Source organism: Roseovarius sp. CH_XMU1461, assembly GCF_037027165.1.
In the GTDB taxonomy this organism is placed as follows: Bacteria; Pseudomonadota; Alphaproteobacteria; order Rhodobacterales; family Rhodobacteraceae; genus Roseovarius; species Roseovarius nubinhibens.
On sequence record NZ_JAYMDV010000002.1, the window covers coordinates 75,742 to 100,031 of the forward strand.

The 24,290-nt window shown below is 64.5% G+C and carries 22 protein-coding genes; 18 read left to right on the top strand and 4 right to left on the bottom strand.

What is annotated here, in order from left to right; genetic code table 11:
* Nucleotides 1-135 precede the first annotated feature (135 nt).
* The 3 genes from map (at nt 136) to adh (ending at nt 3,773) form a co-directional block, all read left to right on the top strand.
* Nucleotides 136-1,020 carry a type I methionyl aminopeptidase gene (gene map, locus WA237_RS05770; RefSeq protein WP_009812161.1) on the top strand — a complete coding sequence of 295 codons (885 nt, stop codon included), beginning with the start codon at nt 136-138 and terminating at the stop codon, nt 1,018-1,020.
* 130 nt (nt 1,021-1,150) lie between these two features.
* Nucleotides 1,151-2,104 (top strand): GAF domain-containing protein, encoded by a 954-nt coding sequence (locus WA237_RS05775; RefSeq protein WP_336096996.1) that lies wholly within the window; start codon nt 1,151-1,153, stop codon nt 2,102-2,104.
* A 148-nt stretch (nt 2,105-2,252) separates the two neighbouring features.
* On the top strand, nt 2,253-3,773 hold the full coding sequence (gene adh / locus WA237_RS05780; RefSeq protein ID WP_336096997.1) for an aldehyde dehydrogenase: 1,521 nt from the start codon (nt 2,253-2,255) through the stop codon (nt 3,771-3,773).
* A gap of 80 nt (nt 3,774-3,853) precedes the next feature.
* Here adh and WA237_RS05785 read toward each other — a convergent pair whose 3' ends face one another.
* From WA237_RS05785 to WA237_RS05795, 3 genes are all read right to left on the bottom strand, one after another.
* Nucleotides 3,854-5,038 (bottom strand): NAD(P)/FAD-dependent oxidoreductase, encoded by a 1,185-nt coding sequence (locus tag WA237_RS05785; RefSeq protein WP_336096998.1) that lies wholly within the window; start codon nt 5,036-5,038, stop codon nt 3,854-3,856.
* 59 nt (nt 5,039-5,097) lie between these two features.
* Nucleotides 5,098-6,150 carry a Hint domain-containing protein gene (locus tag WA237_RS05790; protein ID WP_336096999.1) on the bottom strand — a complete coding sequence of 351 codons (1,053 nt, stop codon included), beginning with the start codon at nt 6,148-6,150 and terminating at the stop codon, nt 5,098-5,100.
* 140 nt (nt 6,151-6,290) lie between these two features.
* The gene (locus WA237_RS05795) at nt 6,291-7,343 is read right to left on the bottom strand and encodes a Hint domain-containing protein (protein WP_336097000.1); all 1,053 of its coding nucleotides are present in this window, start codon (nt 7,341-7,343) and stop codon (nt 6,291-6,293) included.
* A gap of 256 nt (nt 7,344-7,599) precedes the next feature.
* Between WA237_RS05795 and WA237_RS05800 the strand changes: the two genes are divergently transcribed.
* The 13 genes from WA237_RS05800 (at nt 7,600) to recN (ending at nt 21,810) form a co-directional block, all read left to right on the top strand.
* Nucleotides 7,600-8,766 carry a peptidoglycan glycosyltransferase FtsW gene (locus tag WA237_RS05800; RefSeq protein ID WP_040618209.1) on the top strand — a complete coding sequence of 389 codons (1,167 nt, stop codon included), beginning with the start codon at nt 7,600-7,602 and terminating at the stop codon, nt 8,764-8,766.
* A complete protein-coding gene (locus WA237_RS05805) occupies nt 8,763-9,869 on the top strand; it encodes a UDP-N-acetylglucosamine--N-acetylmuramyl-(pentapeptide) pyrophosphoryl-undecaprenol N-acetylglucosamine transferase (protein WP_336097001.1) in 1,107 nt (368 codons plus the stop codon). The genes WA237_RS05800 and WA237_RS05805 overlap by 4 nt, the downstream gene beginning before the upstream one ends.
* Nucleotides 9,866-11,278: a UDP-N-acetylmuramate--L-alanine ligase gene (gene murC / locus WA237_RS05810; RefSeq protein ID WP_286910010.1), complete on the top strand. Its 1,413-nt coding sequence runs from the start codon at nt 9,866-9,868 to the stop codon at nt 11,276-11,278. Before WA237_RS05805 ends, murC begins: the two co-directional genes overlap by 4 nt.
* Complete coding sequence (locus WA237_RS05815; RefSeq protein WP_009812152.1) at nt 11,275-11,532, top strand: DUF2484 family protein; 258 nt, start codon at nt 11,275-11,277, stop codon at nt 11,530-11,532. Before murC ends, WA237_RS05815 begins: the two co-directional genes overlap by 4 nt.
* 18 nt (nt 11,533-11,550) lie before the next feature.
* Entirely contained in the window at nt 11,551-11,835 is a 285-nt protein-coding gene (locus tag WA237_RS05820; protein ID WP_009812151.1) for a hypothetical protein, read from the top strand.
* Nucleotides 11,836-11,960: 125 nt separating this feature from the next.
* Nucleotides 11,961-12,908: a UDP-N-acetylmuramate dehydrogenase gene (murB, locus tag WA237_RS05825; RefSeq protein WP_336097002.1), complete on the top strand. Its 948-nt coding sequence runs from the start codon at nt 11,961-11,963 to the stop codon at nt 12,906-12,908.
* Nucleotides 12,909-12,978: 70 nt separating this feature from the next.
* Complete coding sequence (locus WA237_RS05830) at nt 12,979-13,869, top strand: D-alanine--D-alanine ligase (RefSeq protein ID WP_442970247.1); 891 nt, start codon at nt 12,979-12,981, stop codon at nt 13,867-13,869.
* Nucleotides 13,857-14,747, top strand: coding sequence for a cell division protein FtsQ/DivIB (locus WA237_RS05835; RefSeq protein ID WP_040617735.1), 891 nt, complete (start codon nt 13,857-13,859; stop codon nt 14,745-14,747). The genes WA237_RS05830 and WA237_RS05835 overlap by 13 nt, the downstream gene beginning before the upstream one ends.
* Nucleotides 14,744-16,075 carry a cell division protein FtsA gene (ftsA, locus tag WA237_RS05840; RefSeq protein ID WP_009812147.1) on the top strand — a complete coding sequence of 444 codons (1,332 nt, stop codon included), beginning with the start codon at nt 14,744-14,746 and terminating at the stop codon, nt 16,073-16,075. The genes WA237_RS05835 and ftsA overlap by 4 nt, the downstream gene beginning before the upstream one ends.
* Before the next feature lie 172 nt (nt 16,076-16,247).
* Nucleotides 16,248-17,894, top strand: a complete 1,647-nt coding sequence (gene ftsZ, locus WA237_RS05845) for a cell division protein FtsZ (RefSeq protein ID WP_009812146.1) — start codon at nt 16,248-16,250, stop codon at nt 17,892-17,894.
* A gap of 243 nt (nt 17,895-18,137) precedes the next feature.
* Entirely contained in the window at nt 18,138-19,058 is a 921-nt protein-coding gene (gene lpxC, locus WA237_RS05850) for a UDP-3-O-acyl-N-acetylglucosamine deacetylase (protein WP_336097004.1), read from the top strand.
* Between the two features lie 193 nt (nt 19,059-19,251).
* Entirely contained in the window at nt 19,252-20,103 is an 852-nt protein-coding gene (locus tag WA237_RS05855) for an outer membrane protein assembly factor BamD (RefSeq protein WP_009812144.1), read from the top strand.
* Nucleotides 20,104-20,157: 54 nt separating this feature from the next.
* Nucleotides 20,158-21,810, top strand: a complete 1,653-nt coding sequence (recN, locus tag WA237_RS05860) for a DNA repair protein RecN (RefSeq protein ID WP_336097005.1) — start codon at nt 20,158-20,160, stop codon at nt 21,808-21,810.
* On the opposite strand, the gene nhaA is transcribed toward recN, so the two are convergent.
* Entirely contained in the window at nt 21,807-23,003 is a 1,197-nt protein-coding gene (nhaA, locus tag WA237_RS05865; protein WP_216016832.1) for a Na+/H+ antiporter NhaA, read from the bottom strand. The genes recN and nhaA overlap by 4 nt on opposite strands.
* Before the next feature lie 120 nt (nt 23,004-23,123).
* Between nhaA and WA237_RS05870 the strand changes: the two genes are divergently transcribed.
* Together WA237_RS05870 and WA237_RS05875 are read left to right on the top strand one after the other, a co-directional pair.
* Nucleotides 23,124-23,735: a VOC family protein gene (locus WA237_RS05870; protein ID WP_336097006.1), complete on the top strand. Its 612-nt coding sequence runs from the start codon at nt 23,124-23,126 to the stop codon at nt 23,733-23,735.
* Complete coding sequence (locus WA237_RS05875) at nt 23,732-24,217, top strand: GNAT family N-acetyltransferase (RefSeq protein WP_009812140.1); 486 nt, start codon at nt 23,732-23,734, stop codon at nt 24,215-24,217. Before WA237_RS05870 ends, WA237_RS05875 begins: the two co-directional genes overlap by 4 nt.
* Nucleotides 24,218-24,290 lie beyond the last annotated feature (73 nt).

Consider the following 24,290-nt stretch of genomic DNA (forward strand, 5'->3'; position numbering starts at 1 on the left):
CGGCGCTATGTCATAGATTGTCGGGCGCGCCCAGCGGGGCAACAGGGGCGTCCCGGTGTCGCGGCGCGCACGTGGTAAAAATGTCCCGCCCCTATGGCCCTTGGCGCACATATTGCCTAGATAGGGCGCGAAGTGATGAAAACCCTGTTTAAATTCTTGAGGCCCAGCGTGAACGACCAGCATCGCGGCAGACTGACCAAGGACGGCATCCGTATCCATGAGGCGGAAGATTTTGCCGGGATGCATGCCGCCGGACGGCTGGCGGCGGAGATCCTCGACGAGGTGGCGGAGAACGTCTTTGTCGGCCAGAGCACGGCGGCCATCGACAAGCTGATCGAGGACCGGGTCGAGGCGGCGGGGGCGAAATCGGCCACCATCGGCTATCGCGGCTATCAGCATGCCTCCTGCATCAGCGTCAACCATGTGGTCTGTCACGGCATTCCCGGCGACAAGATCCGCAAATGGAAGAACGACACCTCCAAGCGCGACGATGACACGCTCATCGATGGCGATATCATCAATGTTGATGTGACGGTGATCGTCGATGGCTGGTATGGCGACACCAGCCGCATGTTCGTCGCGGGCAAGCCGAAACCCTATGCCGAAAAGCTCATCCAGGTGACCCATGACGCGCTGATGATCGGCATCGAGGCGGTCAAGCCGGGCAATACATTCGGCGACATCGGCCATGCGATTCAGACCTATGTCGAGGCGCAGCGCATGTCGGTGGTGCGCGATTTCTGCGGTCACGGGCTGGGCCGGGTGTTCCACGCGCCGCCCAATGTGCTGCATTACGGGCGGCCGGGCACCCAGGCGGTTCTCGAAGAGGGCATGTTCTTTACCATCGAGCCGATGGTCAATCTGGGCCGCCCCGAGACCAAGGTGCTGTCGGATGAGTGGACCGCGATCACCCGCGACAAATCGCTCTCGGCGCAGTTTGAACATTCTATCGGCGTGACGGCCAATGGCTGCGAGATCTTCACCCTCTCGCCCAAGGGCAAGTTCCACCCCACCTCCTGAGCGTGGCCAGACGCGCATAGGCTCTGTGCCAGATCCGCGCCCGTGAAAGCTGCGGGCGGCGGGGTCTTTCGCGCAAAGATTGCCAAGTGGCCCCGCCGCGGCTAGTCTTTCTCCTCAGGGAGGATGACGCGTGAGCCAAGGCAAGCGCCATATCGAAACCGTGCTCGCCGCGGTGCAGTCGGGCCGTGCGGCGGCCCGTTCGGCGCTGGCGGCGTCTTGGTGGCGGTCTTTGGAAAAGCATGGGCTCGATCCGGGGCGCACCGAGGGTGTGGTCTTGGAGGGGCGCGAGCTTGCTGAGCGGCGCGCGCGGCACGATCATTTCCTGCATGTGGCGGCACCCAAGCTCGATCAGCTCTATACGCTGGTGGGCAGTTCCGGCTGTGGCGTGGTGCTGACCGATGCGGCGGGGGTGATCCTCGACCGGCGCTGTGGCGATGGCGACCGGGGCGTGTTCGACGGCTGGGGTCTGCGCAATGGCGCGGATTGGAGCGAGGCGCGCGAGGGCACCAACGGCATCGGCACCTGCATCGCCGAAGAGCGGCAGGTGACCATCCACCGCGACGAACATTTCCTCGCCCGCAACATCGGCATGAGCTGTCTCGACGCGCCGATCTTTGGCGCCGATGGGCAATTGCTCGGGGCGCTCGATGTGTCGAGTGCGCGGGCCGATCAGACGGCGGGGGTCAACCGGCTCATCGCGGCCACCGTGGCGCAGACCGCGCAGGCCATCGAGGCGGAATATTTCCGCGCCTCCTTTCCCGGCGCGCGCATCGTCGTGGCGGCGGAGGGCGAGGGCGCGCTGTCAACGCTTCTGGCGGTGGATGGCGATGATCTCGTGGTGGGGGCGACGCGGGCGGCGCGGCGGGCCTTTGGGCTTGAGCCGCGAGGCGCGCTGCGGCCGCGACCGGCCAGCGATGTGATCGGCGGCGAGGCCGGGCCGCGCGGCCTCGAGCGGGCCGAGCGGGCGGCGCTCAAACGGGCCTTGGCGCGGGCCGATGGCAATGTGAGCGCGGCGGCCCGGGCGCTCGGCATCGGGCGGGCGACGCTCTATCGCCGGATGAAGCGGCTCGGGCTAGACGGTTGATCGGCGCGGACGGTGCCCCCTGTGTGTCTCAGTTCTGAGACGAAACACGGCTGCAATCTGTTGCCCCCCGCCTGACCAAACCGGCGACATGGGGCAGCCTCAGAGATGATCCGGGTGGAGGACCCGGACCATTTGAGGAGGATACACAATGAACGAGATGACCCAAGCCGAGACCGGCTTTGCCTCGCCTTTCAAGGCGCGCTACGACAATTATATCGGCGGCAAATTCACGGCCCCGGTCAATGGCCGCTATTTCGACAATGTGACGCCGATCACCGGCGCCAAGGTCTGTGAAGTGGCGCGCTCGGACGCGGCGGATGTCGAGCTGGCGCTCGATGCGGCCCATGCGGCCAAGGAGAGCTGGGGCGCGATGGCTGCGGCCGAGCGCTCGACCTTGCTGCTCAAGCTGGCGGATAAGATCGAGGCCAATCTCGAGCTCATCGCCACCGCCGAGACCTGGGACAATGGCAAGCCGATCCGCGAAACCATGGCGGCGGATATTCCGCTGGCGGTGGATCACTTCCGCTATTTCGCCGGGGTGCTGCGCGGTCAGGAAGGCGCGATGAGCCAGATCGACAATGATACGGTCGCCTATCACTTTCACGAACCTCTTGGCGTGGTCGCCCAGATCATCCCGTGGAATTTCTCGATCCTGATGGCGGCGTGGAAGCTCGCCCCGGCGCTGGCGGCGGGCAATTGCGTGGTGCTGAAACCCGCCGAACAGACGCCTGCGGCGATCATGGTGCTGACCGAGATCATTGGCGAGATGCTGCCGCCGGGGGTGCTCAACATTGTCAATGGCTATGGTGCCGAGGTCGGCGCGGCGCTCGGCCAAAGCAAGCGGATCGCCAAGATCGCCTTTACCGGTTCGACCCAGACCGGGCGGCAGATCATGCAATATGCCACCGAGAACCTGATCCCGGTGACGCTCGAGCTGGGCGGCAAATCGCCCAATATCTTCTTCTCCGACGTGATGGCCAAGGATGACGCCTTTCTCGACAAGGCGGTCGAGGGCTTCGTGCTCTTTGCCTTCAACCAGGGCGAGGTCTGTACCTGTCCGAGCCGGGCGCTCATCCAAGAGGACATCTATGAAGAGTTCATTGCCCGTGCCATCGAGCGGGTGAAGGCGATCAAACAGGGCGATCCGCGCCTGCCCGACACGATGGTCGGGGCCCAGGCCAGCGCCCAGCAGCAGGAGAAGATCCTCTCCTATTTCCAGATCGGCGTCGAAGAGGGGGCCGAGGTGCTTACCGGCGGCGCGGCGGCCCCGATGGAGGGCGATCTCTCGGGCGGCTATTACATTCAGCCGACAATCCTCAAGGGCCACAACAAGATGCGGGTATTCCAAGAGGAAATCTTTGGCCCGGTGGTGTCGGTGACCACGTTCAAGGATGCCGACGAGGCCTTGGCGCTGGCCAATGACACAATGTACGGGCTCGGCGCGGGCGTTTGGTCGCGCGACGCCAACACCTGCTACCGCTTTGGCCGGGCGATCGAGGCGGGGCGCGTCTGGGTCAACAATTACCACGCCTATCCGGCCCATGCGGCCTTTGGCGGCTACAAGCAATCGGGGATCGGGCGCGAAAACCACAAGATGATGCTCGAACATTACCAGCAGACCAAGAACATGCTGGTGAGCTACAACCCGAACAAGCTGGGGTTCTTCTGATCCTACTCTCGGAAGGAGCCTGGGGGCGGGGGGGCGTCTGCGGATGTCCCCTCGGCTTCATGTCTGGCGGTCTGCTCTGATCAGCCTTGGGCGATGGCGCGGGCGGCGGCCATGGCCGAGGACCAGGCCCATTGAAAATTATAGCCGCCAAGCCAGCCGGTCACATCCACCGCCTCGCCAATGGCATAGAGGCCGGGGCAGGGCCGGGCCTCCATCGTTTTCGACGACAGATCATCGGTGTCGATGCCGCCGAGCGTCACCTCGGCGGTGCGATAGCCCTCGGTGCCTTGCGGGCGCAGCTGCCAGTTGCGCAGCGCGTCACAGAGCGCCTGCAGCGCCGCGTCGGATTGATCGGCGAGATTGCCCGAGAGCCTGAGACCCAGATGCTCGGGCAGCGCGTCGACCAGCCGCTGCGGCAGGTGGCGGGCAAGCTCGGTGGTCAGGTTGACCCGTCCCGCCTCGGCCCGTTTGGCGCGCAGGGCCGCAAAGAGCCGCGCCTCGGGGTCGAGATCGACGGTGATGTCGCCGCCCTCCTGCCAATAGGAGGAAATCTGCAGCATCGCGGGGCCAGAGAGGCCCCGGTGGGTGAACAGCATCGCTTCGTCAAAGCTGCCTGATCCTGCGCGCGCACGCACCGGCAGCGACACGCCCGCGAGCGGCGCAAAGCGCTGATCTGAGAAGGTAAAGGGCACCAGCGCCGCGCTCGTCTCGGTGACGCGCAGGCCGAATTGCCGCGCGAGATCATAGGCGAGGCCGGTCGCCCCCATCTTGGGGATGGATTTGCCGCCACTGGCCAGCACGAGATTGCGGGTCACAAGGCTGTTGCGGCGGCCACCGCGTTCCAGCGTCACGCGAAAGAGATCGCCGTCGCGCGTCACCTCGACCAACGAAGTCTCGAGCCAGAGCTCGGCGCCCGCCGCCTGCATCAGCCCGCGCAGCATGGCGATAATGTCCTTGGCGCTCACGTCGCAGAAGAGCTGGCCCAGCGTCTTTTCATGCCAGGCGATGCCATGGGCCTCGACCAGTTCGATGAAATCCCATTGGGTATAGCGGCTCAGCGCGGATTTGCAGAAATGCGGGTTCTGCGACAGGAACGCCTCAGGCGTGCAGTGCAGATTGGTGAAATTGCAGCGCCCGCCGCCCGAGATACGGATTTTCTCGCCCGGGGCCTTGGCATGGTCGATGGCCACGACGCGGCCCCCGGCATGGGCCGCGCACATCATGCCGGCCGCGCCGGCGCCAAGGATCAGCGTGTCGATTTGCATGGATCAGCCCCTGCCGCATGGGCGCGCCCGGGTCAAGAGCCGAACATCAAGGGCCGAGCCTAGCGCGCCTCGAGCAGCGAGCGGTCCTGACGGGCGTGGCGGCGCACCAATTCGCGGCGTCCCGCGCCAAGCGCGAAGGGCCGGGCGCGCGGCGGCATGTGTCCGGGGGCCCAGTCCTTCATGTCGGGAAAGACCGCCTGCAGCTCGGCCAGCGCCTCGGGTGACAGGGATTGCATGGCATTTGGCCCACAGTAAAAGCTCTCGGAGGCGAGCCCGTCGCCGGTGACGATCTGATGCTCGTCGAGCACGAGATGGATATAGGTGATCTCATCCAGATCTTCGGCCTTTTCGATGCCGGGCAGTTTGGTCAGCGCCACGGCGGCGACCAGCACCTCGTCCTTGCCAAACAGACGCCGCGCGATGAGCGATTGGCTCAGGATGCGGTGTTGCGGCGAGACGAGCGTATCGCGTTCGGGCACACCGGGGGCGAGGCTGTCGGCGCGGATGCGCACGGGCCGCAGGTTCGGCCGCTGGCGCAGCTCTTCGGCACCGATGTGGCGGCTCGGCAAGAGGCGCAGCGGCTGCAGCCCATGGTCGCGGGTCTCGATCAGATCACCGGGGCGCAGCGTCTCGATGGCGCGCGGTCCCTCGGCGGTCTCGATCATCGTGCCGGGGGTGAAACAGGCGGTATATTGGCTGTACTGGTTGTCCTGCTGATGCGAGGTGCGTTCCTGGTTGAACGTATAGGAGGTGCCCGGCGTCATCGCGACGGTCGAGGTCAGACCCTGTACCGCGCCTTGCTGATAGCCGTCGCCACCGAAATGAAAGGCCGTCACCTTATGCCCGGTGCTGCTGTTGATCAGGTCATAGGCGGTGTTGATCGAGGTCCCCGCCGCATAGCTGGTCCCGTCGAGATCGAGCGTGTCGGCGATGGTTTGGCTGCTGTCTACCTCGTCGAACACCGTGTCGTCATCGTTGACGAACACCAGCGTCGGTGTCGCGCCCTCCTTCAGCGTCAGGGTGAATGTCGGGCTGCCAGCGGCGGCCGCGCTTTGTTCATCCGGCAGGCCCTGCACGAAATCGGAAGGGGAGTAGATATAGAGATAGGGCATAGCTCGCCTCGTTACAGCACTGTTGCGGCCTGAGGGCCGGATGGGTCCGCGCGGCTCTGTCGGTCGCTAGGCGGATAGTGTGGTTAATGATTTTGACAGAATTGTGACAAACTGCCGTTCTTCTCCTTATAGCGCCTCTGTCATGGCCGTTCGAGCTCCAACAAAGCCCGATCGTTTTTAAGGTGGCGGCGCAACAGGTTGCGGCGGATCGGGCCGCTGGCGATGGGGCGGGCCGGATCGGGCAGCGGCGCGTCCTCCATCAGTTCGGGAAAGAGCGCGTAGAGTTCGCGCCGCGCGTCGGGCGGCATCGCCTTGACGGCATAGGGGCCGCAGTAAAAGCTCTCGCTTGGCAGGCCGTTGGCGGTGACGATCTCATGCTTGTCAAAGATCAGATGCATATAGGTGATCGCCCGCGTCGAGTTGTCGATCATGACACCGGGAAGCCGGGTCAGGGCGGTGGCGGCGATCAGGATCTCGGTACAGTTGAACATGCGCTGCACGATGGCCGAATTGGCCAGGATCCGGTGCTGTGGCGAGACCAGAAGATCCTGCGCGGGCAGGCCGGGGGCCAGGCTGTCGGCGGCGATCCGGATCGGCCGCAGGTTGGGCCGCGCCGCCAGCGTCTCGGGCGAGAGGTGGCGCGTCGGGATCATCCGCAGCCTCTGTGGGCCTGCGTCGCGGGTGTTCACCAGATCGCCGGGCGCCAGGGTCTCGATCGGGCGCGGCCCGTGGGGCGTGTCGATCAGCGCCCCGGGGGTGAAACAGGCGACATATTCGGAATAGGCGTTGTTTTGTTGATAGGAGGTGCGCTCCTGATTGAACGTATAGCTGGTGCCCGGCACCATTTCGACGGTGGAAATGAGCCCCTGCACCACGCCCTGCTGATAGCCATCGCCACCGAAATGGAGGCTGGTCACCTTATGGCCGGTGGTGGAGTTGATCAGGTCATAGGCGCTCCAGATATTTGTCCCGGCGGCATAGGTGGTGCCGTCGAGATTGAGCGTCGTGGCGAGGGTCTGGGAATCCTCGATCTCTTCGATGGTAAGATCGTCGTCGATGATCTCGATCAGCGTCGGCGTCGCGCCGGGTTTGAGCGTCAGGGTGAAATTCGGAGTGCCCGCGGCGGCGGTGCTCTCCTCGTCGGGGGCACCTTCGACGAAATCATCGGGGGAATAGATATAGAGATAGGGCATGGGGGGTACTCGTTACTGCTGCGACACTCGATACAAATCGCCAACCTCTCTGGGTTGTGCGGGGTAGGGTGGACATACCGTAACGGGTGAAATGAATAAATGCCAGTCAAATTATTCACAAAGACAATGATGGTCCGTTGCATTCGGGTGACGCTTCCCACGGGCGCGGCAAGCTGTTATACTGTTCGGTAAGACCCCGAAAATGGGGCGCGATCCCGCACCTGGGGTCATCAACGAGGCAGATACTGGCGGTGTCATGACAGAGATGGTGTATGGGGCCGTTCCGCAAAGGGACGGCGAACCGATTCTCCCCAAATGGTGGCGGACGATCGACAAATGGGCCGTGTTCGGCGTGGCCCTCCTGTTTCTCGTGGGGCTCCTTCTGGGGCTGGCCGCGTCGCCGCCACTGGCGGAGAAAAACGGGTTTCAGCCGTTCCACTACGTGCAGCGACAGATGTTCTTTGGCGGGCTCGCCATGGTGGCGATGGTGCTCACCTCGATGATGGGGCCGGTGATGGTCCGCCGTCTGGCGGTGATCGGGTTCATCGGCGCGCTGGTGGCGCTGATGCTCTTGCCGGTGCTCGGCACGGATTTCGGCAAAGGCGCCGTCCGCTGGTACAGCCTCGGCTTTGCCAGTATTCAACCGTCCGAATTTCTCAAGCCCGGCTTCGTCGTCGTCGCCGCCTGGATGATCGCCGCGAGCCGCGAGATCAACGGGCCTCCGGGGCTCTTGATGTCCTTCTGCCTCACCCTCGTGGTGGTGGGCTTTCTCGCCATGCAGCCCGATTTCGGGCAGGCGGCGCTGGTGCTCTTTGGCTGGGGCGTGATGTATTTCGTCGCCGGTGCGCCGATCTTCCTGCTGCTCGGCATGGCCGGCGGGGTGATCTTCGCCGGCATGATCGCCTATGCCAATTCCGAACATTTCGCCCGCCGCATCGACGGGTTCCTGAGCCCCGAGGTCGATCCCACGACCCAGCTCGGCTTTGCCACCAATGCGATCCGCGAAGGCGGGTTCTTCGGGGTGGGGGTCGGCGAAGGCACGGTCAAATGGTCGCTGCCCGACGCGCATACGGATTTCATCATCGCGGTGGCGGCCGAGGAATACGGGCTGGTGCTGGTGCTGGCGATTATCGCGCTCTACTGCATGATCGTGGTGCGCTCGCTCTTTCGGCTGATGCGCGAACGCGATCCGTTCATCCGCCTCGCAGGCACCGGGCTTGCGGCGATGTTCGGGGTGCAGGCGATGATCAACATGGGCGTCGCGGTGCGGCTTTTGCCCGCCAAGGGGATGACCCTGCCATTCGTGAGCTATGGCGGCTCGTCGCTCATCGCGGGCGGCATCGCGGTCGGCATGCTCTTTGCCTTTACCCGGTCGCGCCCGCAGGGCGAGATCCGCGATATCCTCCGGGGTCACGTGCGATGAGCGACCGCGCGCCTCTCTTGCTGATGGCCGCGGGCGGCACCGGGGGGCATATGTTCCCGGCCCAGTCGCTTGCCGAGCATATGCTGCGCCAAGGCTGGCGCGTCAAGCTCAGCACAGATGCCCGGGGCGCGCGCTATACCGGCGGCTTTCCCCATTCGATCGAGATCGAACAGATCAAATCCGCGACCTTCGCGCGCGGCGGGCCGCTGGCCAAGGCGATGGTGCCGTTCCGGATCGCGGGCGGCGTGATGGGCGCCAGCGCCGCGATGCTGCGCGACAAGCCCGATGTGGTGGTGGGCTTTGGCGGCTATCCGAGCATCCCGGCCCTGTCGGCGGCGCGGCTTCTCGGCGTGCCGGCCATGGTGCATGAACAAAACGGCGTGCTGGGCCGGGTCAACCGGGCCTTTGCCAAACGCGTGGCCAAGGTCGCCTGTGGCACCTGGCCCACCGAGATGCCCGAGGGCGTCGAGGCCGAACATGTCGGCAATCCGGTGCGGGCGGCGGTGCTCGAACGGGCCGGCGCCGCCTATATCCCGCCCGGCGATTACCCGATGTCGATCCTCGTCATCGGCGGCAGCCAGGGCGCGCGGATCATGTCCGACATCGTGCCGCCCGCCATTGCCGCGCTGCCCCCCGAGGTGCTGCGCAACATAAGGGTGAGCCATCAGGCCCGCGACGAGGATGGCGACCGGGTGGCGCAATTCTATGCCGAGCATGGCATCGACGCCGATGTGCAGCCCTTCTTTACCGATGTGCCGACCCGGATCAGCGAGGCGCAGCTCGTCATAAGCCGCGCTGGGGCCTCCTCGGTGGCCGATATTTCGGTGATCGGGCGGCCCTCGATCCTGGTGCCCTTTGCGGCAGCCACCGGCGATCATCAGACCGCCAATGCGCGCGGCCTCAAGGAGGCAGGCGCCACGATCCTCATCCCCGAAAGCAAGCTCAGCGTCGAGACAATGACCGCCGAGATTGCCCGCGTGCTGGACAATCCGGCCGGGGCGTTGCAAATGGCCGCCGCGGCGCTGTCTTGCGCCGTGCCCGATGCGACCGAACGGCTCGCCGCTCTTGTAGACACTCTGGCCCAAAAAGGGGACCGCGTATGAATGCCGCCACCAAACTGCCCGGGGACGTCGGTCCCATCCATTTCGTCGGGATCGGTGGCATCGGCATGTCGGGCATCGCGGAGGTGCTGATCAACCACGGCTACCAGGTGCAGGGCTCGGATCTCAAGACGACGCCGATCACCGCGCGTCTGGCCGAAGCGGGCGCCACGATCTTCGAAGGCCAGCGGGCCGAGAATATCGACGCGGCCGAGGTCGTGGTGATCTCGTCGGCGATCAAACCCGGCAACCCCGAGCTCGACGCCGCGCGGGCGCGCGGCCTGCCGGTGGTGCGCCGGGCCGAAATGCTGGCCGAGCTCATGCGCCTCAAATCCAACGTCGCCGTCGCGGGCACCCATGGCAAGACCACCACCACGACGATGGTGGCGGCGCTGCTCGATCATGGCAAGTTCGACCCGACGGTGATCAATGGCGGCATCATCCATGCCTATGGCAGCAACGCCCGCGTCGGGGCCGGTGAATGGATGGTGGTCGAGGCCGATGAGAGCGACGGCACGTTCAACCGTCTGCCCGCGACCATCGCCATCGTGACCAATATCGACCCCGAACATATGGAACATTGGGGCACCGAAGAGAACCTGCATCGCGGGTTCTACGAATTTGTCTCGAACATCCCGTTCTACGGGCTCGCCGTCTGCTGCACCGATGATGCGGATGTGCAGACGCTGGTGGGCAAGGTCACCGACCGCCGGGTTGTCACCTACGGGTTCAACGCCCAGGCCGATGTGCGCGGCATGAACCTGCGCTATGAGGCGGGGCAGGCGCATTTCGACATCGCCCTGCGCGGCGAAGGCGACGACAAGGTGATCAAGGATTGCGTGTTGCCGATGCCGGGCGACCATAACGTGTCGAACGCGCTCTCGGCGGTGGCGGTGGCGCGGCATCTGGGGATGAGATCCGCGGAAATCCGCGAGGCGCTGGCGAATTTCGGCGGGGTCAACCGCCGCTTTACCCGGGTGGGCGAGGTCGACGGCGTGGTGATCATCGACGATTACGGCCATCACCCGACCGAGATTGCCGCCGTGCTCAAGGCCGCGCGGCAGGCCACCGAAGGCCGGGTCATCGCCGTGCATCAGCCGCACCGCTATTCGCGGCTGAGCCATCATTTCGAAGAATTCTGCGCCTGTTTCAACGAGGCCGATGTCGTCGGTATCTCGGATGTCTATGCGGCGGGCGAAGACCCGATCCCCGGCGCTTCGCGCGACGATCTCGTGGCTGGTCTCATCCGTCACGGCCATCGCCATGCGCGGGCGCTGCTCGACGAGGGCGATCTCACCCGGCTGGTGCGCGAACAGGCGGGGCCGGGCGATATGGTCGTCTGTCTCGGCGCCGGGACGATCAGCGGCTGGGCCAATGCGCTGCCCGACCGGCTTCGGGAGGCGGGCAAGTGAGCCTGTCGCTCATCCTCGCCTGTCTCTGGGCGCTGGCGGCCAATGTGCTCGCCATGCTGCCGTCGCGGGACAACCATTGGCGGCGGGCCTATGCGCTCATCGTGCTGGGCATCCCGCTGGTCGGCTATGTCACCTATGAAAACGGCCCTTGGGTCGGGCTTTTCGTGATGGCGGCGGGCATGTCGATGCTGCGCTGGCCGGTGATCTATCTGGGCCGGTGGCTGCGCAACCGGCTCGACCGCAGTCACATCTAGGATACGGGCAGACACTCCATGGGCGAAACGATCTGGCTCGGGGATGTGATGATCTGGGCAGGGCTGGCGCTGACCGCGTTCAGCCTCTCGGTCTGGTATTTCATCGCCGAGGCCGAGCATGAGGATTTCATCGGCTTGTTCTGGCGCTGGCTGCTGCTGTTGACGGCGGTGGCGGGGTTCAGCGCGGCGGTGTTTCTCGGCTTCTTGCCAAGCGAGGCGATCCTGCCGGTGCTGTTTTTGAGTTTCGCAGCGCTTCTGGGCGGTCTTCTGGGCATCGTGATCGGGCTCTTTCGGTCGCGCTGAGCGGCGAAAATCCGCACTGTCGCGATGCCGACGCAATACCGACAGGGTACCGATGGGCCGATCCATTCCATTTCCCGGCGAGCTGGGGTAGGGGAGAGGGGTGAGACAAGAGGATTTCTGCCGCCATGACCACATTGCCTGAGACAAGAGGAAAGCTGACCCAGGGCCGGGTTCTGGCCGATCTGACATGGCTCCGTGTCGGCGGCCCGGCGGATTGGTTCTACCAGCCTGCGGATGCCGAGGATCTGGCTGATTTTCTTGGAAAACTTGAGGCTTCGGTGCCGGTTTTCCCGATGGGGGTGGGCAGCAATCTCATCGTCCGCGATGGCGGTCTGCGGGCCGTGGTGATCCGTCTCGGCCGGGGCTTCAACGGCATCGAGATCGACGGCAATACGGTGATCGCCGGCGCCGCCGCGCTCGACGCGCATGTCGCCAAGAAAGCCGCCGACGCCGGCCTCGACCTCACCTTCCTGCGCACCATCCCCGGCTCCATCGGCGGCGCCGTCCGGATGAACGCAGGCTGCTATGGCACCTATACGGCGGACCATTTCATCTGGGCCGAAGTGGTGACCCGAACGGGCGAGATCATGCGGCTTGGCCCCGAGGATTTGCAGTTCCAATATCGCCAGACCGCCTGGCCCGAGGGGGCGGTGCTGATCCGGGCCGCGTTCGAGGCGTCGAATGGTGTGCCCGAAGAGCTTCATGCGCGGATGCAAGAGCAGCTTGCCAAGCGCGACGAAACCCAACCCACCAAGGACCGCACGGCGGGCAGTACCTTTCGCAACCCGGCCGGGTTCAGCAGCACGGGGCGCGCCGATGACAGCCATGATCTCAAGGCGTGGAAGGTCATCGACGATGCCGGAATGCGCGGCGCGATGCGCGGTGGCGCACAGATGAGCCCGAAACATTCCAACTTTCTCGTCAACACCGGCGAGGCCAGCGCCGATGATCTCGAATCACTTGGCGAAGAGGTGCGAAAAAGGGTTTTCCAAAACAGTGGAATAGAGTTAGAGTGGGAAATCATGAGGGTCGGCGAACCGGCCCCGACGAAAGCCAAATTGGCAGATAAGTAATAACAGGGTCGAAAACGGCCCGGGACATTGAGGCACCAAGGTGGGTCACGCGAGCAGCAGCACCCCCAAAGTGGCGGTTATTAAGGGCGGCCCTTCGGCAGAGCGCGAAGTGTCGTTGTCCTCTGGACAGGAATGCGCCGTCGCATTGCGGGATGAAGGATTCGAGGTTGTCGAGGTCGTTGCAGGCCCCGATCTCGTATCGCGTTTAACCGAGATCAAGCCCGACGTCGTCTTTAACGCGCTGCATGGCCGTTGGGGCGAGGATGGCTGTGTGCAGGGGCTGCTCGAATGGTTGCGCATCCCCTATACCCATTCCGGCGTCCTGGCCTCGGCGCTGGCCATGGACAAGCAGAAATCCAAGGATGTGTACCGCCGCGCCGGGTTGCCGGTGGTGGAGAGCGTTCTGGCCCCGCGTGACGAGGTGCGGGCGCGCCATGTGATGGCCCCGCCCTATGTGGTGAAGCCCAATAATGAAGGCTCTTCCGTCGGGGTCTATATCGTGCATGAGGCCGCCAACGCGCCGCCGCAGCTGTCGGATGACATGCCCGAGACGGTGATGGTCGAAACCTATGCGCCGGGGCGCGAGCTCACCACATCTGTGCTCGGCGATCGGGCGCTTGGGGTGACGGATATCATCACCGAGGGCTGGTATGATTATCACGCCAAATATTCGGTCGGCGGGTCGCGCCATGAGTTCCCCGCCAATCTGCCCGAAGAGATCACCGAGGCCTGTCTCGACTATGCGCTGCGCGCCCATGCGGCGCTTGGCTGTCGTGGGCTGAGCCGGACGGATTTCCGCTGGGACGAGGCGCGCGGTGTCGACGGGCTTATCGTGCTCGAGACCAACACCCAGCCGGGGATGACGCCGACCTCGCTCAGCCCGGAACAGGCGGCGGGGATCGGCATGAGTTTTGGCCAGCTGTGCCGCTGGATCGTGGAGGACGCGTCATGCGACCGCTAGGCCAGCGTATGCAGAAGCTGCGCCATGATCCGGCGCCGTCGCGCTGGTCCTACCGGATGCAGCGGCTGATGCTGACGCCGATCTTTCGCAAGCTGCTGCGGGTGGGGCTGCCCTTTGCGCTGAGCTTTGGCGCGGCGAGCCTGTACCTCAACCAGCCAGAAGTGCGCGACAGTCTGATCACGCGGATTGCCGAGATCCGCGAGACCATCGAGGAGCGCCCGGAATTCATGGTCAACCTGTTGGCCGTGGAAGGCGCGAGCGACGAGGTCGCCAGCGAAATCCGCGAGATTTTCCCGGTGGCCTTGCCCGCAAGCTCGTTTGATTTCGATCTCGATGAGCTGCGCATCACCATCGAGGATTTGCCCGCCGTGGCGAGCGCCGCCGTGCGGCTGCGTCAGGGTGGGGTGCTCGAGCTTGCCATCACCGAGCGTCAGCCGGCAGCGCTGTTGCGGACGCGGGCGGGGCTTAGCGTGATTGACGTCGAAGGGGTGACCATCGCGCAGGCGCAGAGCCTCAGCGATTATCCCGAGCTGCCGCTGCTCACCGGCGAAGGGGCTGAGGCCAGCGTTGCCGAGGCGCAGGCGATCGAGGCCGCCGCCGGGCCGCTGGCGCCGCGTATCCTTGGCCTCGTCCGGATGGGCGCGCGGCGTTGGGACGTGGTGCTCGATGGCGAACAGCGCATCTTGCTGCCCGAGGCGGCCCCGGTGCGGGCGCTCGAGCGGGTGATCGTGCTCAACGAGACAAATGACATGCTCGAACGCGATATCGCGGTCGTGGACATGCGGCTGGCCGAACGGCCCGCCATTCGAATGAGGGAGCGTGCCGTCGAAGCCTGGTGGCAGGTGCGCAATTCCGTTGCAGGGGTGAAGGACCAATGATCGAGCTATATGAGACGCAACGCGCAATGCGGAACATGCGCAAGGCGGCCATGCAACGCGGTGTCGTGGCGGTGCTGGATGTCGGGACCTCCAAGATCGCCTGTCTTGTGCTGCGCTTTGACGGCAGTCCGCGCCTCGATGCCGAGGGGATTGGCTCGATGGCGGGGCAGGCCGGGTTCCGGGTGATCGGGGCGGCGACGACACGGTCGCGCGGGGTGCGTTTCGGCGAGATTTCCGCCATGCAGGAAACCGAGCGCGCCATTCGCACGGCGGTGCAGGCGGCGCAGAAGATGGCCAATATCCGGGTCGATCATATCATCGCCTGTTTCTCGGGCGCCGGTCCGCGCTCTTACGGGCTGGCGGGATCGGTCGATCTCGAAGGCAATGTGGTGACCGAGCAGGATATCAGCCGCGTGTTGTCGGCCTGCGATGTGCCGGATTATGGCGATGGGCGCGAGGTGCTGCATGCGCAGCCGGTCAATTTCGCCCTCGACCATCGTTCGGGTCTTATTGATCCGCGCGGGCAGCTTGGCCAGACGCTGGCCACGGATATGCATATGCTCACGGTGGATGCGGCGGCGGTGCAGAACCTCGCCCATTGCGTGAAACGCTGTGATCTCGAATTGGCCGGGGTGGCCTCTTCGGCCTATATGGCCGGGGTGTCGTCACTCGTGGAGGATGAGCAGGAGCTTGGCGCGGCCTGTATCGATTTGGGCGGTGGCACGGCCGGAATTTCAATCTTCATTAAGAAACATATGATCTATGCGGATAGTGTCCGCATGGGCGGCGATCACGTGACGAGCGACATCTCGAAAGGGCTGTCGGTGCCGACGGCCACCGCCGAGCGGATCAAGACCTTCTATGGCGGGGTGGTGGCCACCGGCATGGATGATCGCGAGATGATTGAAATCGGCGGCGATACCGGCGATTACGAACATGACCGGCGCAGGGTCAGCCGGGCCGAGCTTATCGGCATCATGCGGCCCCGTGTCGAGGAAATCCTCGAAGAGGTGCGGGCGCGGCTCGATGCGGCCGGGTTCGAGCATCTGCCGAGCCAGCAGATCGTGCTCACCGGGGGCGGCAGCCAGATCCCCGGTCTCGACGGGCTGGCGAGCCGCATCTTGGGCCAGCAGGTGCGTCTTGGACGGCCTCTGCGGGTGCATGGGCTGCCACAGGCGGCGACGGGCGCGGGCTTTGCCAGCGCGGTCGGATTGTGCCTCTTTGCGGCCAATCCACAGGACGAATGGTGGGATTTTGACCTGCCGGTCGATCGCTACCCTGCACGGTCTCTCAAACGCGCGGTGAAATGGTTCAAAGACAATTGGTGACCGCTAGATGTCGTGTCATCGGCGAAATCCCGCGAGTTTGACAAAAAAACCTGCCACATTTTGTGTTTTTTAACGTTTTTTAGGTGACGCTAGGGCTGAGCCTCGTTAATATTATGGGTAACTAGGCAGAAAAACGGCCCGGCAGCGGGCGCAACATCAGGCGGACAGAGCGATGACATTGAATCTTACCGTGCCCGGTCATGAGGATCTGAAACCCCGGATTACCGTATTCGGTGTCGGCGGTGCTGGCGGCAACGCCGTCAACAACATGATCGAAAAACAGCTCGATGGCGTGGATTTCGTCGTCGCCAACACCGATGCGCAGGCGCTGAGCCAGGCGCGGGCGGAGAGCCGCATCCAGCTTGGGGTCAAGGTGACCGAAGGCCTGGGTGCAGGCGCCAAGGCGGCCATCGGGGCCGCCGCCGCCGAAGAGAGCATCGAACAGATCGTTGATCACCTGGCGGGCGCGCATATGTGCTTTATCACCGCCGGGATGGGTGGCGGCACCGGCACCGGCGCCGCGCCGATCATCGCGCAGGCCGCGCGTGAGCTTGGGGTTCTGACCGTCGGCGTCGTGACCAAGCCCTTCCAGTTCGAAGGCGCCAAGCGGATGCGTCAGGCGGAAGATGGCGTCGAGAGCCTGCAAAAGGTCGTCGACACACTGATCATCATTCCCAACCAGAACCTGTTCCGGCTGGCCAATGAAAAGACCACCTTCACCGAGGCCTTCTCGCTCGCCGATGATGTGCTCTATCAAGGCGTGAAAGGCGTCACCGATCTGATGGTGCGCCCCGGCCTGATCAACCTCGACTTTGCCGATGTGCGCGCCGTGATGGACGAGATGGGCAAGGCGATGATGGGCACCGGCGAGGACAGCGGCGAAGATCGCGCGATCCAGGCGGCGGAAAAGGCGATTGCCAACCCGCTTCTGGACGAGATCAGCCTCAAGGGCGCCAAGGGCGTTCTCATCAACATCACCGGCGGTCACGACCTCACCCTGTTCGAACTCGACGAAGCGGCCAACCGCATTCGCGAAGAGGTTGATGCCGACGCGAATATCATCGTGGGCTCGACCCTCGACACCTCGATGGAAGGCGCGATGCGCGTGAGCGTCGTAGCCACCGGGATCGATGCGCGTGACGTGCAGACCGACATCCCCGTGCCGCGCCGCAAGCTGTCGGAGCCGCTGGCCACGACCACGTCGCTGGAAGCCCGCGAAGAGCCCGCGCCGGTCGAAGAGGCACCGATCGCGGCATCGGCCAGCCATGCAGAGGCAGGCGAGGAGCGGTCGCTCTTTACAGGGTTCGAATCCGAGCGCGCCGCCGCCGAAGACCAGATGGAAGACATCTTCGAGACCGAGGCGGCCAGCGATGCCGTGCCGCCCCCGGCCTATCAGCCCGAGCCCGAATATGTCGAAGAGGCCGAAGCCGAGCTTGAAGCCTTTGTCGCGCCCAAGGCCCCGGCGCCGGGCACACCGTCGCCCGAGGCACTGGCCCGTCTGCACGCCGCCGTTGGCCGGACCCCGGGTTCGGAACCGCGTCAGCCCGCGCCGCAGCCGCAGGCCCATCAGCCGGCTCAACGCCCGGCTCAGGCGGCCCCCGCAGCCGAGGAAAGCCATGGCGAACGCCCCCGTTTCGGGATCAATTCGCTGCTCAACCGGATGACCGGGCATGGTGCAGAGGCCGAACAACCGGCCCGTGCACCCCGTCAGCAGCCCACGCTTCAGGCCCGTCAGGCCCAGCCCGCCGCGGTTGAGCCCGAGCCGGAGCAGGACGAGCAGATCGAAATCCCTGCCTTTTTGCGTCGCCAGGCAAACTGAGCCTTATCAAAGGGCTAAGCTCGGAAATTAAAGTGAAGAGGCCGCCTTCGGGTGGCCTTTTTCGCATCTGGGCGCGGGCTGTGGTTGCCTCGGCCTGGGCAAGTCGGCGAAAAGCCGCCGTCATTTCCCTGTTACATGTTTCACTTCGTTGCAAAGATTGAATTGAGGATCGGAGGGCGACGTTCTACATCCTAGCCAACAATACAAAGAGGCGCAGAGGCCTCGGCCGCTGTTGAGGGCGTTTTGCAAACCACGATCAAACATGACATCACCTTCGAGGGCGTTGGGCTTCATTCCGGCGCGCCTGCAAAGCTGGTGATCCGTCCTGCAGGCGTCGATGCCGGGCTGATGTTCCGCCGCGTCGATTGCGCCGCGGGAACGACTGATATCCCCGCCCTCTGGGATCATGTGATCCAATCGCCGCTCTGCACCCGGCTGGTCAATGCGGCGGGCACCGAAGTGTCGACCGTCGAACATGTGATGGCGGCGCTGATGGGCTGTGGCGTGCAGAACGCCGTGCTCGAAGTGGATGGGCCCGAAGTGCCGATCCTCGATGGCAGTTCCATTCCTTTCGTGCGGGCGATCCTCAAAACCGGGTTCACCCGTCTCGATGCGCCGGTGCGCGCGCTCAAGGTTCTGAAGCCGGTCGAAGTGCGCCGGGGCGATGCGGTGGCCCGCCTGTCGCCGCACAAGACCCTGCTGATCGACTTTGCCATTGATTTCGCCGATGCCGCCATTGGCGTGCAGCGCAAGCGGCTCAACATGTCGAATGGCAGTTTCGTGCGCGAGCTGAGCGACAGCCGCACCTTCTGCCGCAAGGCGGATATCGACGAGATGCTGGCCAATGGGCTGGCGCGTGGTGGCACGATGGACAATGCCGTTGTCGTCGATGGCGACAAGGTTCTGAGCCCCGGCGGGCTGCGCCATCAGGACGAGGCGGTGCGTCATAAGATGCTTGATGCGCTGGGCGATCTGGCGCTGGCAGGGGCGCCGATCCTCGGCCATTACGAGGGCTCGCGCGCGGGCCATGCGCTCACCAACGAGCTTTTGCGTGTGCTCTTTGCCACGCCGGGCGCGGTGGAATGGGTCACCTGCGACGCCGCGATGGAAGCCGAGCTTCCCGGGGCCGGGGTGCATTGGGGCGAAGTGCCTCAGGTCGCCTGAGACAGCTTTGACATCTTGCTGAATTCTATCACTAATCGAGTTGGCCGCGATCTGGTCCCCGTGTCACAGCACAGTGGGTGATTTAACGGTGGGAATTTTTCCCAAAGCCGTTTTGCCCCGTTAATTTCTGTGCTAGCACCGGGTTGGAGATTGGGGTAGGACTCCCTGAGAACATATTGAGGACAGGTCCAGCATGAAGGTCGGCACAAAGCGGGTGACATTGATCGGCGCGGTTCTGGTGGCCTCTTTGCTGGCAGGCTGCAACAGTATCCGCGGCCGCGTGGAACGTGGCGATCTCGATTACGAGAACTATACGGCGCAGCATATCTTTGAGCGTGGCGAATACGATCTGTCGCGGCGCAACTACGATCTCGCGGCGCAGAGCTTTGGCGAGATCGAGCGGCTTTACCCCTATTCGGAACTGACCAAGCGTGCCGTGATCATGCAGGCCTATTCCCATCATCTGGACAAGGATTACGAGGCCAGCCGGTCCGCCGCGCAGCGCTATATCGATTTCTATCCGACGGATGAAGACGCGGCCTATGCGCAATATCTTCTAGCGCTGAGCTATTACGATCAGATCGACGAAGTGGGCCGGGATCAGGGGCTGACCTTCTTGGCGCTGCAAGAGCTGCGCAAGGTGATCGAGATCTATCCCGACAGCGAATATGCGCGTTCGGCGATCCTCAAGTTCGATCTGGCCTTCGACCATTTGGCGTCGAAAGAGATGGAAGTGGGGCGCTATTACCTCAAGCGTGATCATTTCTCGGCGGCGATCAACCGGTTCCGTGTGGTTGTCGAGGATTTCCAGACCACGTCGCACACGCCCGAGGCGCTGCACCGTCTGGTCGAGGCCTACCTTTCGCTCGGTCTGGTGAACGAGGCGCAGACGGCGGCGGCGATCCTTGGCCATAACTTCCGGGCGACCGATTGGTATGAGGACAGCTATGCGCTGCTGACCCGGCGGGGGCTGCGGCCAGAGCCTGCGGGCGACAATTGGCTGCGTCAGGTCTATCGCCAGATGATCAAGGGCGAATGGCTCTGATCCATGGGTTCGAGAGTGGAATGCGGGCCGTCCCGGTCCGCGAGGTGATCCGACATGCTGCGCCATCTCGACATTCGTGACATGCTTATCATTGACCAGCTGGAGCTCGAGTTCCGGCCCGGTCTCAATGTGCTGACCGGGGAAACCGGCGCGGGCAAGTCGATCCTGCTCGACTCTCTCGGGTTTGTGCTCGGCTGGCGTGGCCGGGCCGAGCTGGTCCGGCAGGGGGCAGAGCAGGGCGAGGTTTTGGCCGAGTTCGATCTGCCCGAGGGGCATGGCGCGCATAAGGTTCTCGAAGAGGCGGGGCTTCCCGGGGGCGAGAGCCTCATCCTGCGGCGGGTCAACAGCCGCGACGGGCGCAAGACCGCCTGGGTCAATGACCGGCGCTGTTCGGGCGAGGTGCTGCGGCAATTGTCCGAGACGCTGGTCGAGCTGCATGGGCAGCATGATGATCGGGGCCTGCTCAATCCGCGTGGTCACCGGGCGCTTCTTGATGCCTATGGCGGGCATGAGGCCAAGCTCGCCGAGCTGCGGGCGGCATGGCGGGCGCGGAGCGCAGCCGAGAAGGCAGTGAGTGAGGCCGAGGCAGCGCTGGCCGCGATGCGGGCCGAGGAAGAATTTCTGCGCCATGCGGTGGGCGAGCTTGATGCGCTCGATCCGCAGCCGGGCGAGGATGAGATTCTCGACACCAGCCGCCGATTGATGCAGGGCGCCGAAAAGATCCGCGATGATATTTCGCGCGCGGCGGCGGCGCTGGGCGGCGAGGGGGCCGAAGGCGCGGCGAGCGACGCGCTGCGCTGGCTTGAAGGGGTGTCGGACAAGGCCGAAGGGCGGCTGGATGAGCCGATGTCGGCGCTGGGCCGTGCTCTGGTCGAGCTGGACGAGGCGGCGCGCGGCGTCGAGGCCTGTCTCGATGCGCTGGCGTTTGATCCCCGTGATCTCGAGGAATGCGAAGAGCGGCTGTTCGCGATCCGGGGGCTGGCGCGCAAACATGGGGTTGGCCCCGACGAGTTGAACCAATTTGCCGAAGAGCTGCGCGGGCGGCTTGCGGCGCTCGACCGGGGCGATGGCGAGCTGGCCGATCTGCGCAAGACGCGCGATGCGGCGCTGGCCGATTACACCGCCAAGGCCGAGGCGCTGAGCGCGGCGCGTCGGGCGGCGGCGGCGCGGCTTGATGCCGCGGTGAGCGACGAGCTCGCGCCCCTTCGGATGGAACGGGCGGTGTTCACCACCCGGATCACCGAGGCAGAGCCGGGGCCGGATGGGCATGACGAGGTCACGTTCGAGGTGGCGACCAACCCGGGCGCGCCCTCTGGGCCGCTGGCGCGGATTGCCTCGGGCGGCGAGCTGAGCCGGTTTTTGCTGGCGCTCAAGGTCTGTCTGGTGGGCGAGGCGTCGGGTCTGACGCTGATTTTTGACGAGATCGACCGAGGTGTTGGCGGCGCGACCGCCGATGCGGTGGGCCGACGTCTGGCGTCGCTGGCGCAGTCGGGACAGGTTCTCGTAGTGACCCATTCGCCGCAGGTGGCGGCGCTTGGCGGGCATCACTGGCGGGTGGAAAAGGAAACGCGCGACGAGGAAACCCTGTCGCGCGTTGTGCCCCTGGGCGAGGCCGCCCGGATCGACGAGATCGCCCGTATGTTGTCGGGCGACCGCATCACCGATGAGGCACGGGCGGCCGCCCTGTCGCTTGTCGAGGCGCGTTAGGGGAAGTCAGGCGCGGGGTCTTTGACCGCCACTTTCGGCTCTTCGCCACGGGCCAGCATCAGCACCGTAAAGCCCAAGATGGCCGAGATGGCCGAGCCGGTGAGCACGCCGATCCGCACCTGGTTCATCAAGATCGGGTCGGCAAAGCTCAGCGCGCCGATAAAGAGCGACATGGTAAAGCCCACACCGGCGAGGCAGGCCACGCCATAGACATGGATCCAGCGCACGCCATGAGGCAGCCGCGCGAGCCCGGTCTTGACCGCCAGAAAGCTCAGCCCGAAGACGCCGGCCTGTTTGCCGATGACAAGGCCCAGCGCCACGCCGAGCGGCAGCGGAGCGAGCATCATCTGCGCGGTGATGCCTTCGAAGACGACGCCCGCATTGGCAAAGGCAAAGACCGGCACGATGAGATAGAGCACATAGGGCGCGAGGCCGTGTTCCAGCGCGTGCAGGGGCGATTTACCCCACTTATCGGTGAGCGGAATGCAAAGCGCGGTCACCACACCGGCGAGCGTCGCATGCACCCCGGATTTGAGCACCAGCACCCACATCAGCGCGCCCAGAAGCAGGGCGGGGGCAACGCGGTGCGCGCCCTTCATGTTGAGCCAGATCAGCCCGGCCAGCGGCACCAATGCGAAGAGCAGGTAGTCGATCTTTAGCTCGGCCGTGTAGAAAAGCGCGATGATGATGATCGCCCCGAGGTCGTCGAGAATGGCGAGGGTCAGCAGAAAAACCTTGAGCGCCACGGGCGCGCGACGGCCGACAAGCGCCAGAATCCCCAGAGCAAAGGCGATGTCGGTGGCCGCCGGGATGGCCCAGCCTGCCACGGTGGCCTCGCCCCAGTTGAGCGCCGCAAAGATCACTGCCGGTAGCGCCATGCCGCCAAGGGCGGCGACGCCGGGCAGCACGATGTCGCGCGGGTTCTTGAGCTTGCCCTCGAGCATCTCGCGTTTGAGCTCGAGCCCGATCAGGAAGAAGAAGATCGCCATAAGCCCGTCGTTGATCCACAGGATCAGCGGTTTGTTGAGACCTTCGCCATTGACCGTCACCGACAGTTTGGCGCTCAGAAAGGCCTCGTAGCCCTGTTGAAATCCGGAATTTGCCGCCAGTAGCGCCGCAACCGTTGCCAGCATCAGCAGGATGCCGCCCGATGCCTCATGTGAAAAGAACCTGTCAATTGCGCGCAGGAGCATTGTTTTCCCTCGTCCCTTTGGTCATTTTTGGAGTTAATGTTTCTGAATATGGGTTTCGGCGGTGCATTTTACATGCGCCCGTATGCCGCAATCTGCAGAAAAGTGAGGGAAAGGTTGCCCATGTTGGAATTGGATCACATCGCGGTCGCGTGCGAAACGCTGGCCGCCGGGCAACGCGCGGTTGAGGAGGCCCTCGGCGTGGCCATGGTGCCGGGGGGCGCGCATGCGCGGTTTGGCACGCATAACATGCTCTTGGGGCTCGAAGATGGGCTCTACCTCGAAGTGATCGCGATCGATCCCGAGGGCGCGCCAGAGCAGAGCCCGCGCTGGTTCGATCTCGATCAGTTTTCAGGGCCGCCACGGCTTGGCAATTGGATCTGCCGGTCGAGCGATCTCGCGGGCGATGCGGCGGCGCTGCCGGGGTCGGGGGCGGCCGTGGCGCTCAGCCGGGGTGATCTGCGGTGGCAGATGGCGGTGCCGGCGAGCGGTGTGCTGCCGTTCAACAATTGTCAGCCCGCCTTGATGGAATGGCAGGGCGACGCGCATCCGGCGCAGCGACTGCCCGCCAGTGGCGTGCGTCTTGTGGCGCTTGAGGTGCGGCATCCCGAGGCGGATGCCCTGGCGGCGCGTATGGCGCCTTATTTAGCAGATGCGCGGGTACGCTATGATATTGGAGAACCGTCCTTGATTGCCACGTTTGACACGCCCCATGGGCGCCGGGAGCTGCGATGATCCGCCCCGCCACTGCCGCCGATGCCGAGGCGATCGCAGCGTTCTGGAACCCGCAGATCCGCGACACGCTTGTGACCTTCAATTCCATCGAGAAAACCCCTGAGGACATCGCCCGCGACATCGCCGCGAAACAGGGGCAGGGGCATGGGTTTCTGGTGACCGAGATTGACGGCGCGACCTTGGGCTTCGCGAGCTATGGGCAGTTTCGCGGCGGCATTGGATATGCGCAGTCGATGGAACATACGATCATCCTCGATCCACGGGCGCAGGGGCGCGGGGTCGGGCGCGGCCTGATGGCGGCACTGCTCGATCACGCGCGGGACGCGGGTGTGCATGTGATGATGGCCGGGGTCTGTGCCGAGAACGACGGCGGGCTGCGCTTTCACGAGGCGATGGGCTTTGCTGAGGTGGCACAGGTGCCGGAGGTGGGGTTCAAATACGGGCGCTACCTCGACCTTGTGTTGATGCAGTACCGCCTCTAACCCCGCCGCCTGCGTCAATTTTGTGCGATTTCATCACCAAGCTGTGACGATTTCGCCATGCCAATTCCCGCGC

Coding starts and splice junctions, on each gene's coding strand:
- map (WP_009812161.1), top strand. CDS start 136: ATGAAAACCCTGTTTAAATTCTTGAGGCCCAGCGTGAACGACCAGCAT.
- adh (WP_336096997.1), top strand. CDS start 2,253: ATGAACGAGATGACCCAAGCCGAGACCGGCTTTGCCTCGCCTTTCAAG.
- WA237_RS05785 (WP_336096998.1), bottom strand. CDS start 5,038: ATGCAAATCGACACGCTGATCCTTGGCGCCGGCGCGGCCGGCATGATG.
- WA237_RS05790 (WP_336096999.1), bottom strand. CDS start 6,150: ATGCCCTATCTCTATATCTACTCCCCTTCCGATTTCGTGCAGGGCCTG.
- WA237_RS05795 (WP_336097000.1), bottom strand. CDS start 7,343: ATGCCCTATCTCTATATCTATTCCCCCGATGATTTCGTCGAAGGTGCC.
- WA237_RS05800 (WP_040618209.1), top strand. CDS start 7,600: ATGACAGAGATGGTGTATGGGGCCGTTCCGCAAAGGGACGGCGAACCG.
- WA237_RS05805 (WP_336097001.1), top strand. CDS start 8,763: ATGAGCGACCGCGCGCCTCTCTTGCTGATGGCCGCGGGCGGCACCGGG.
- murC (WP_286910010.1), top strand. CDS start 9,866: ATGAATGCCGCCACCAAACTGCCCGGGGACGTCGGTCCCATCCATTTC.
- WA237_RS05820 (WP_009812151.1), top strand. CDS start 11,551: ATGGGCGAAACGATCTGGCTCGGGGATGTGATGATCTGGGCAGGGCTG.
- murB (WP_336097002.1), top strand. CDS start 11,961: ATGACCACATTGCCTGAGACAAGAGGAAAGCTGACCCAGGGCCGGGTT.
- WA237_RS05835 (WP_040617735.1), top strand. CDS start 13,857: ATGCGACCGCTAGGCCAGCGTATGCAGAAGCTGCGCCATGATCCGGCG.
- ftsA (WP_009812147.1), top strand. CDS start 14,744: ATGATCGAGCTATATGAGACGCAACGCGCAATGCGGAACATGCGCAAG.
- ftsZ (WP_009812146.1), top strand. CDS start 16,248: ATGACATTGAATCTTACCGTGCCCGGTCATGAGGATCTGAAACCCCGG.
- WA237_RS05855 (WP_009812144.1), top strand. CDS start 19,252: ATGAAGGTCGGCACAAAGCGGGTGACATTGATCGGCGCGGTTCTGGTG.
- recN (WP_336097005.1), top strand. CDS start 20,158: ATGCTGCGCCATCTCGACATTCGTGACATGCTTATCATTGACCAGCTG.
- nhaA (WP_216016832.1), bottom strand. CDS start 23,003: ATGCTCCTGCGCGCAATTGACAGGTTCTTTTCACATGAGGCATCGGGC.
- WA237_RS05870 (WP_336097006.1), top strand. CDS start 23,124: ATGTTGGAATTGGATCACATCGCGGTCGCGTGCGAAACGCTGGCCGCC.
- WA237_RS05875 (WP_009812140.1), top strand. CDS start 23,732: ATGATCCGCCCCGCCACTGCCGCCGATGCCGAGGCGATCGCAGCGTTC.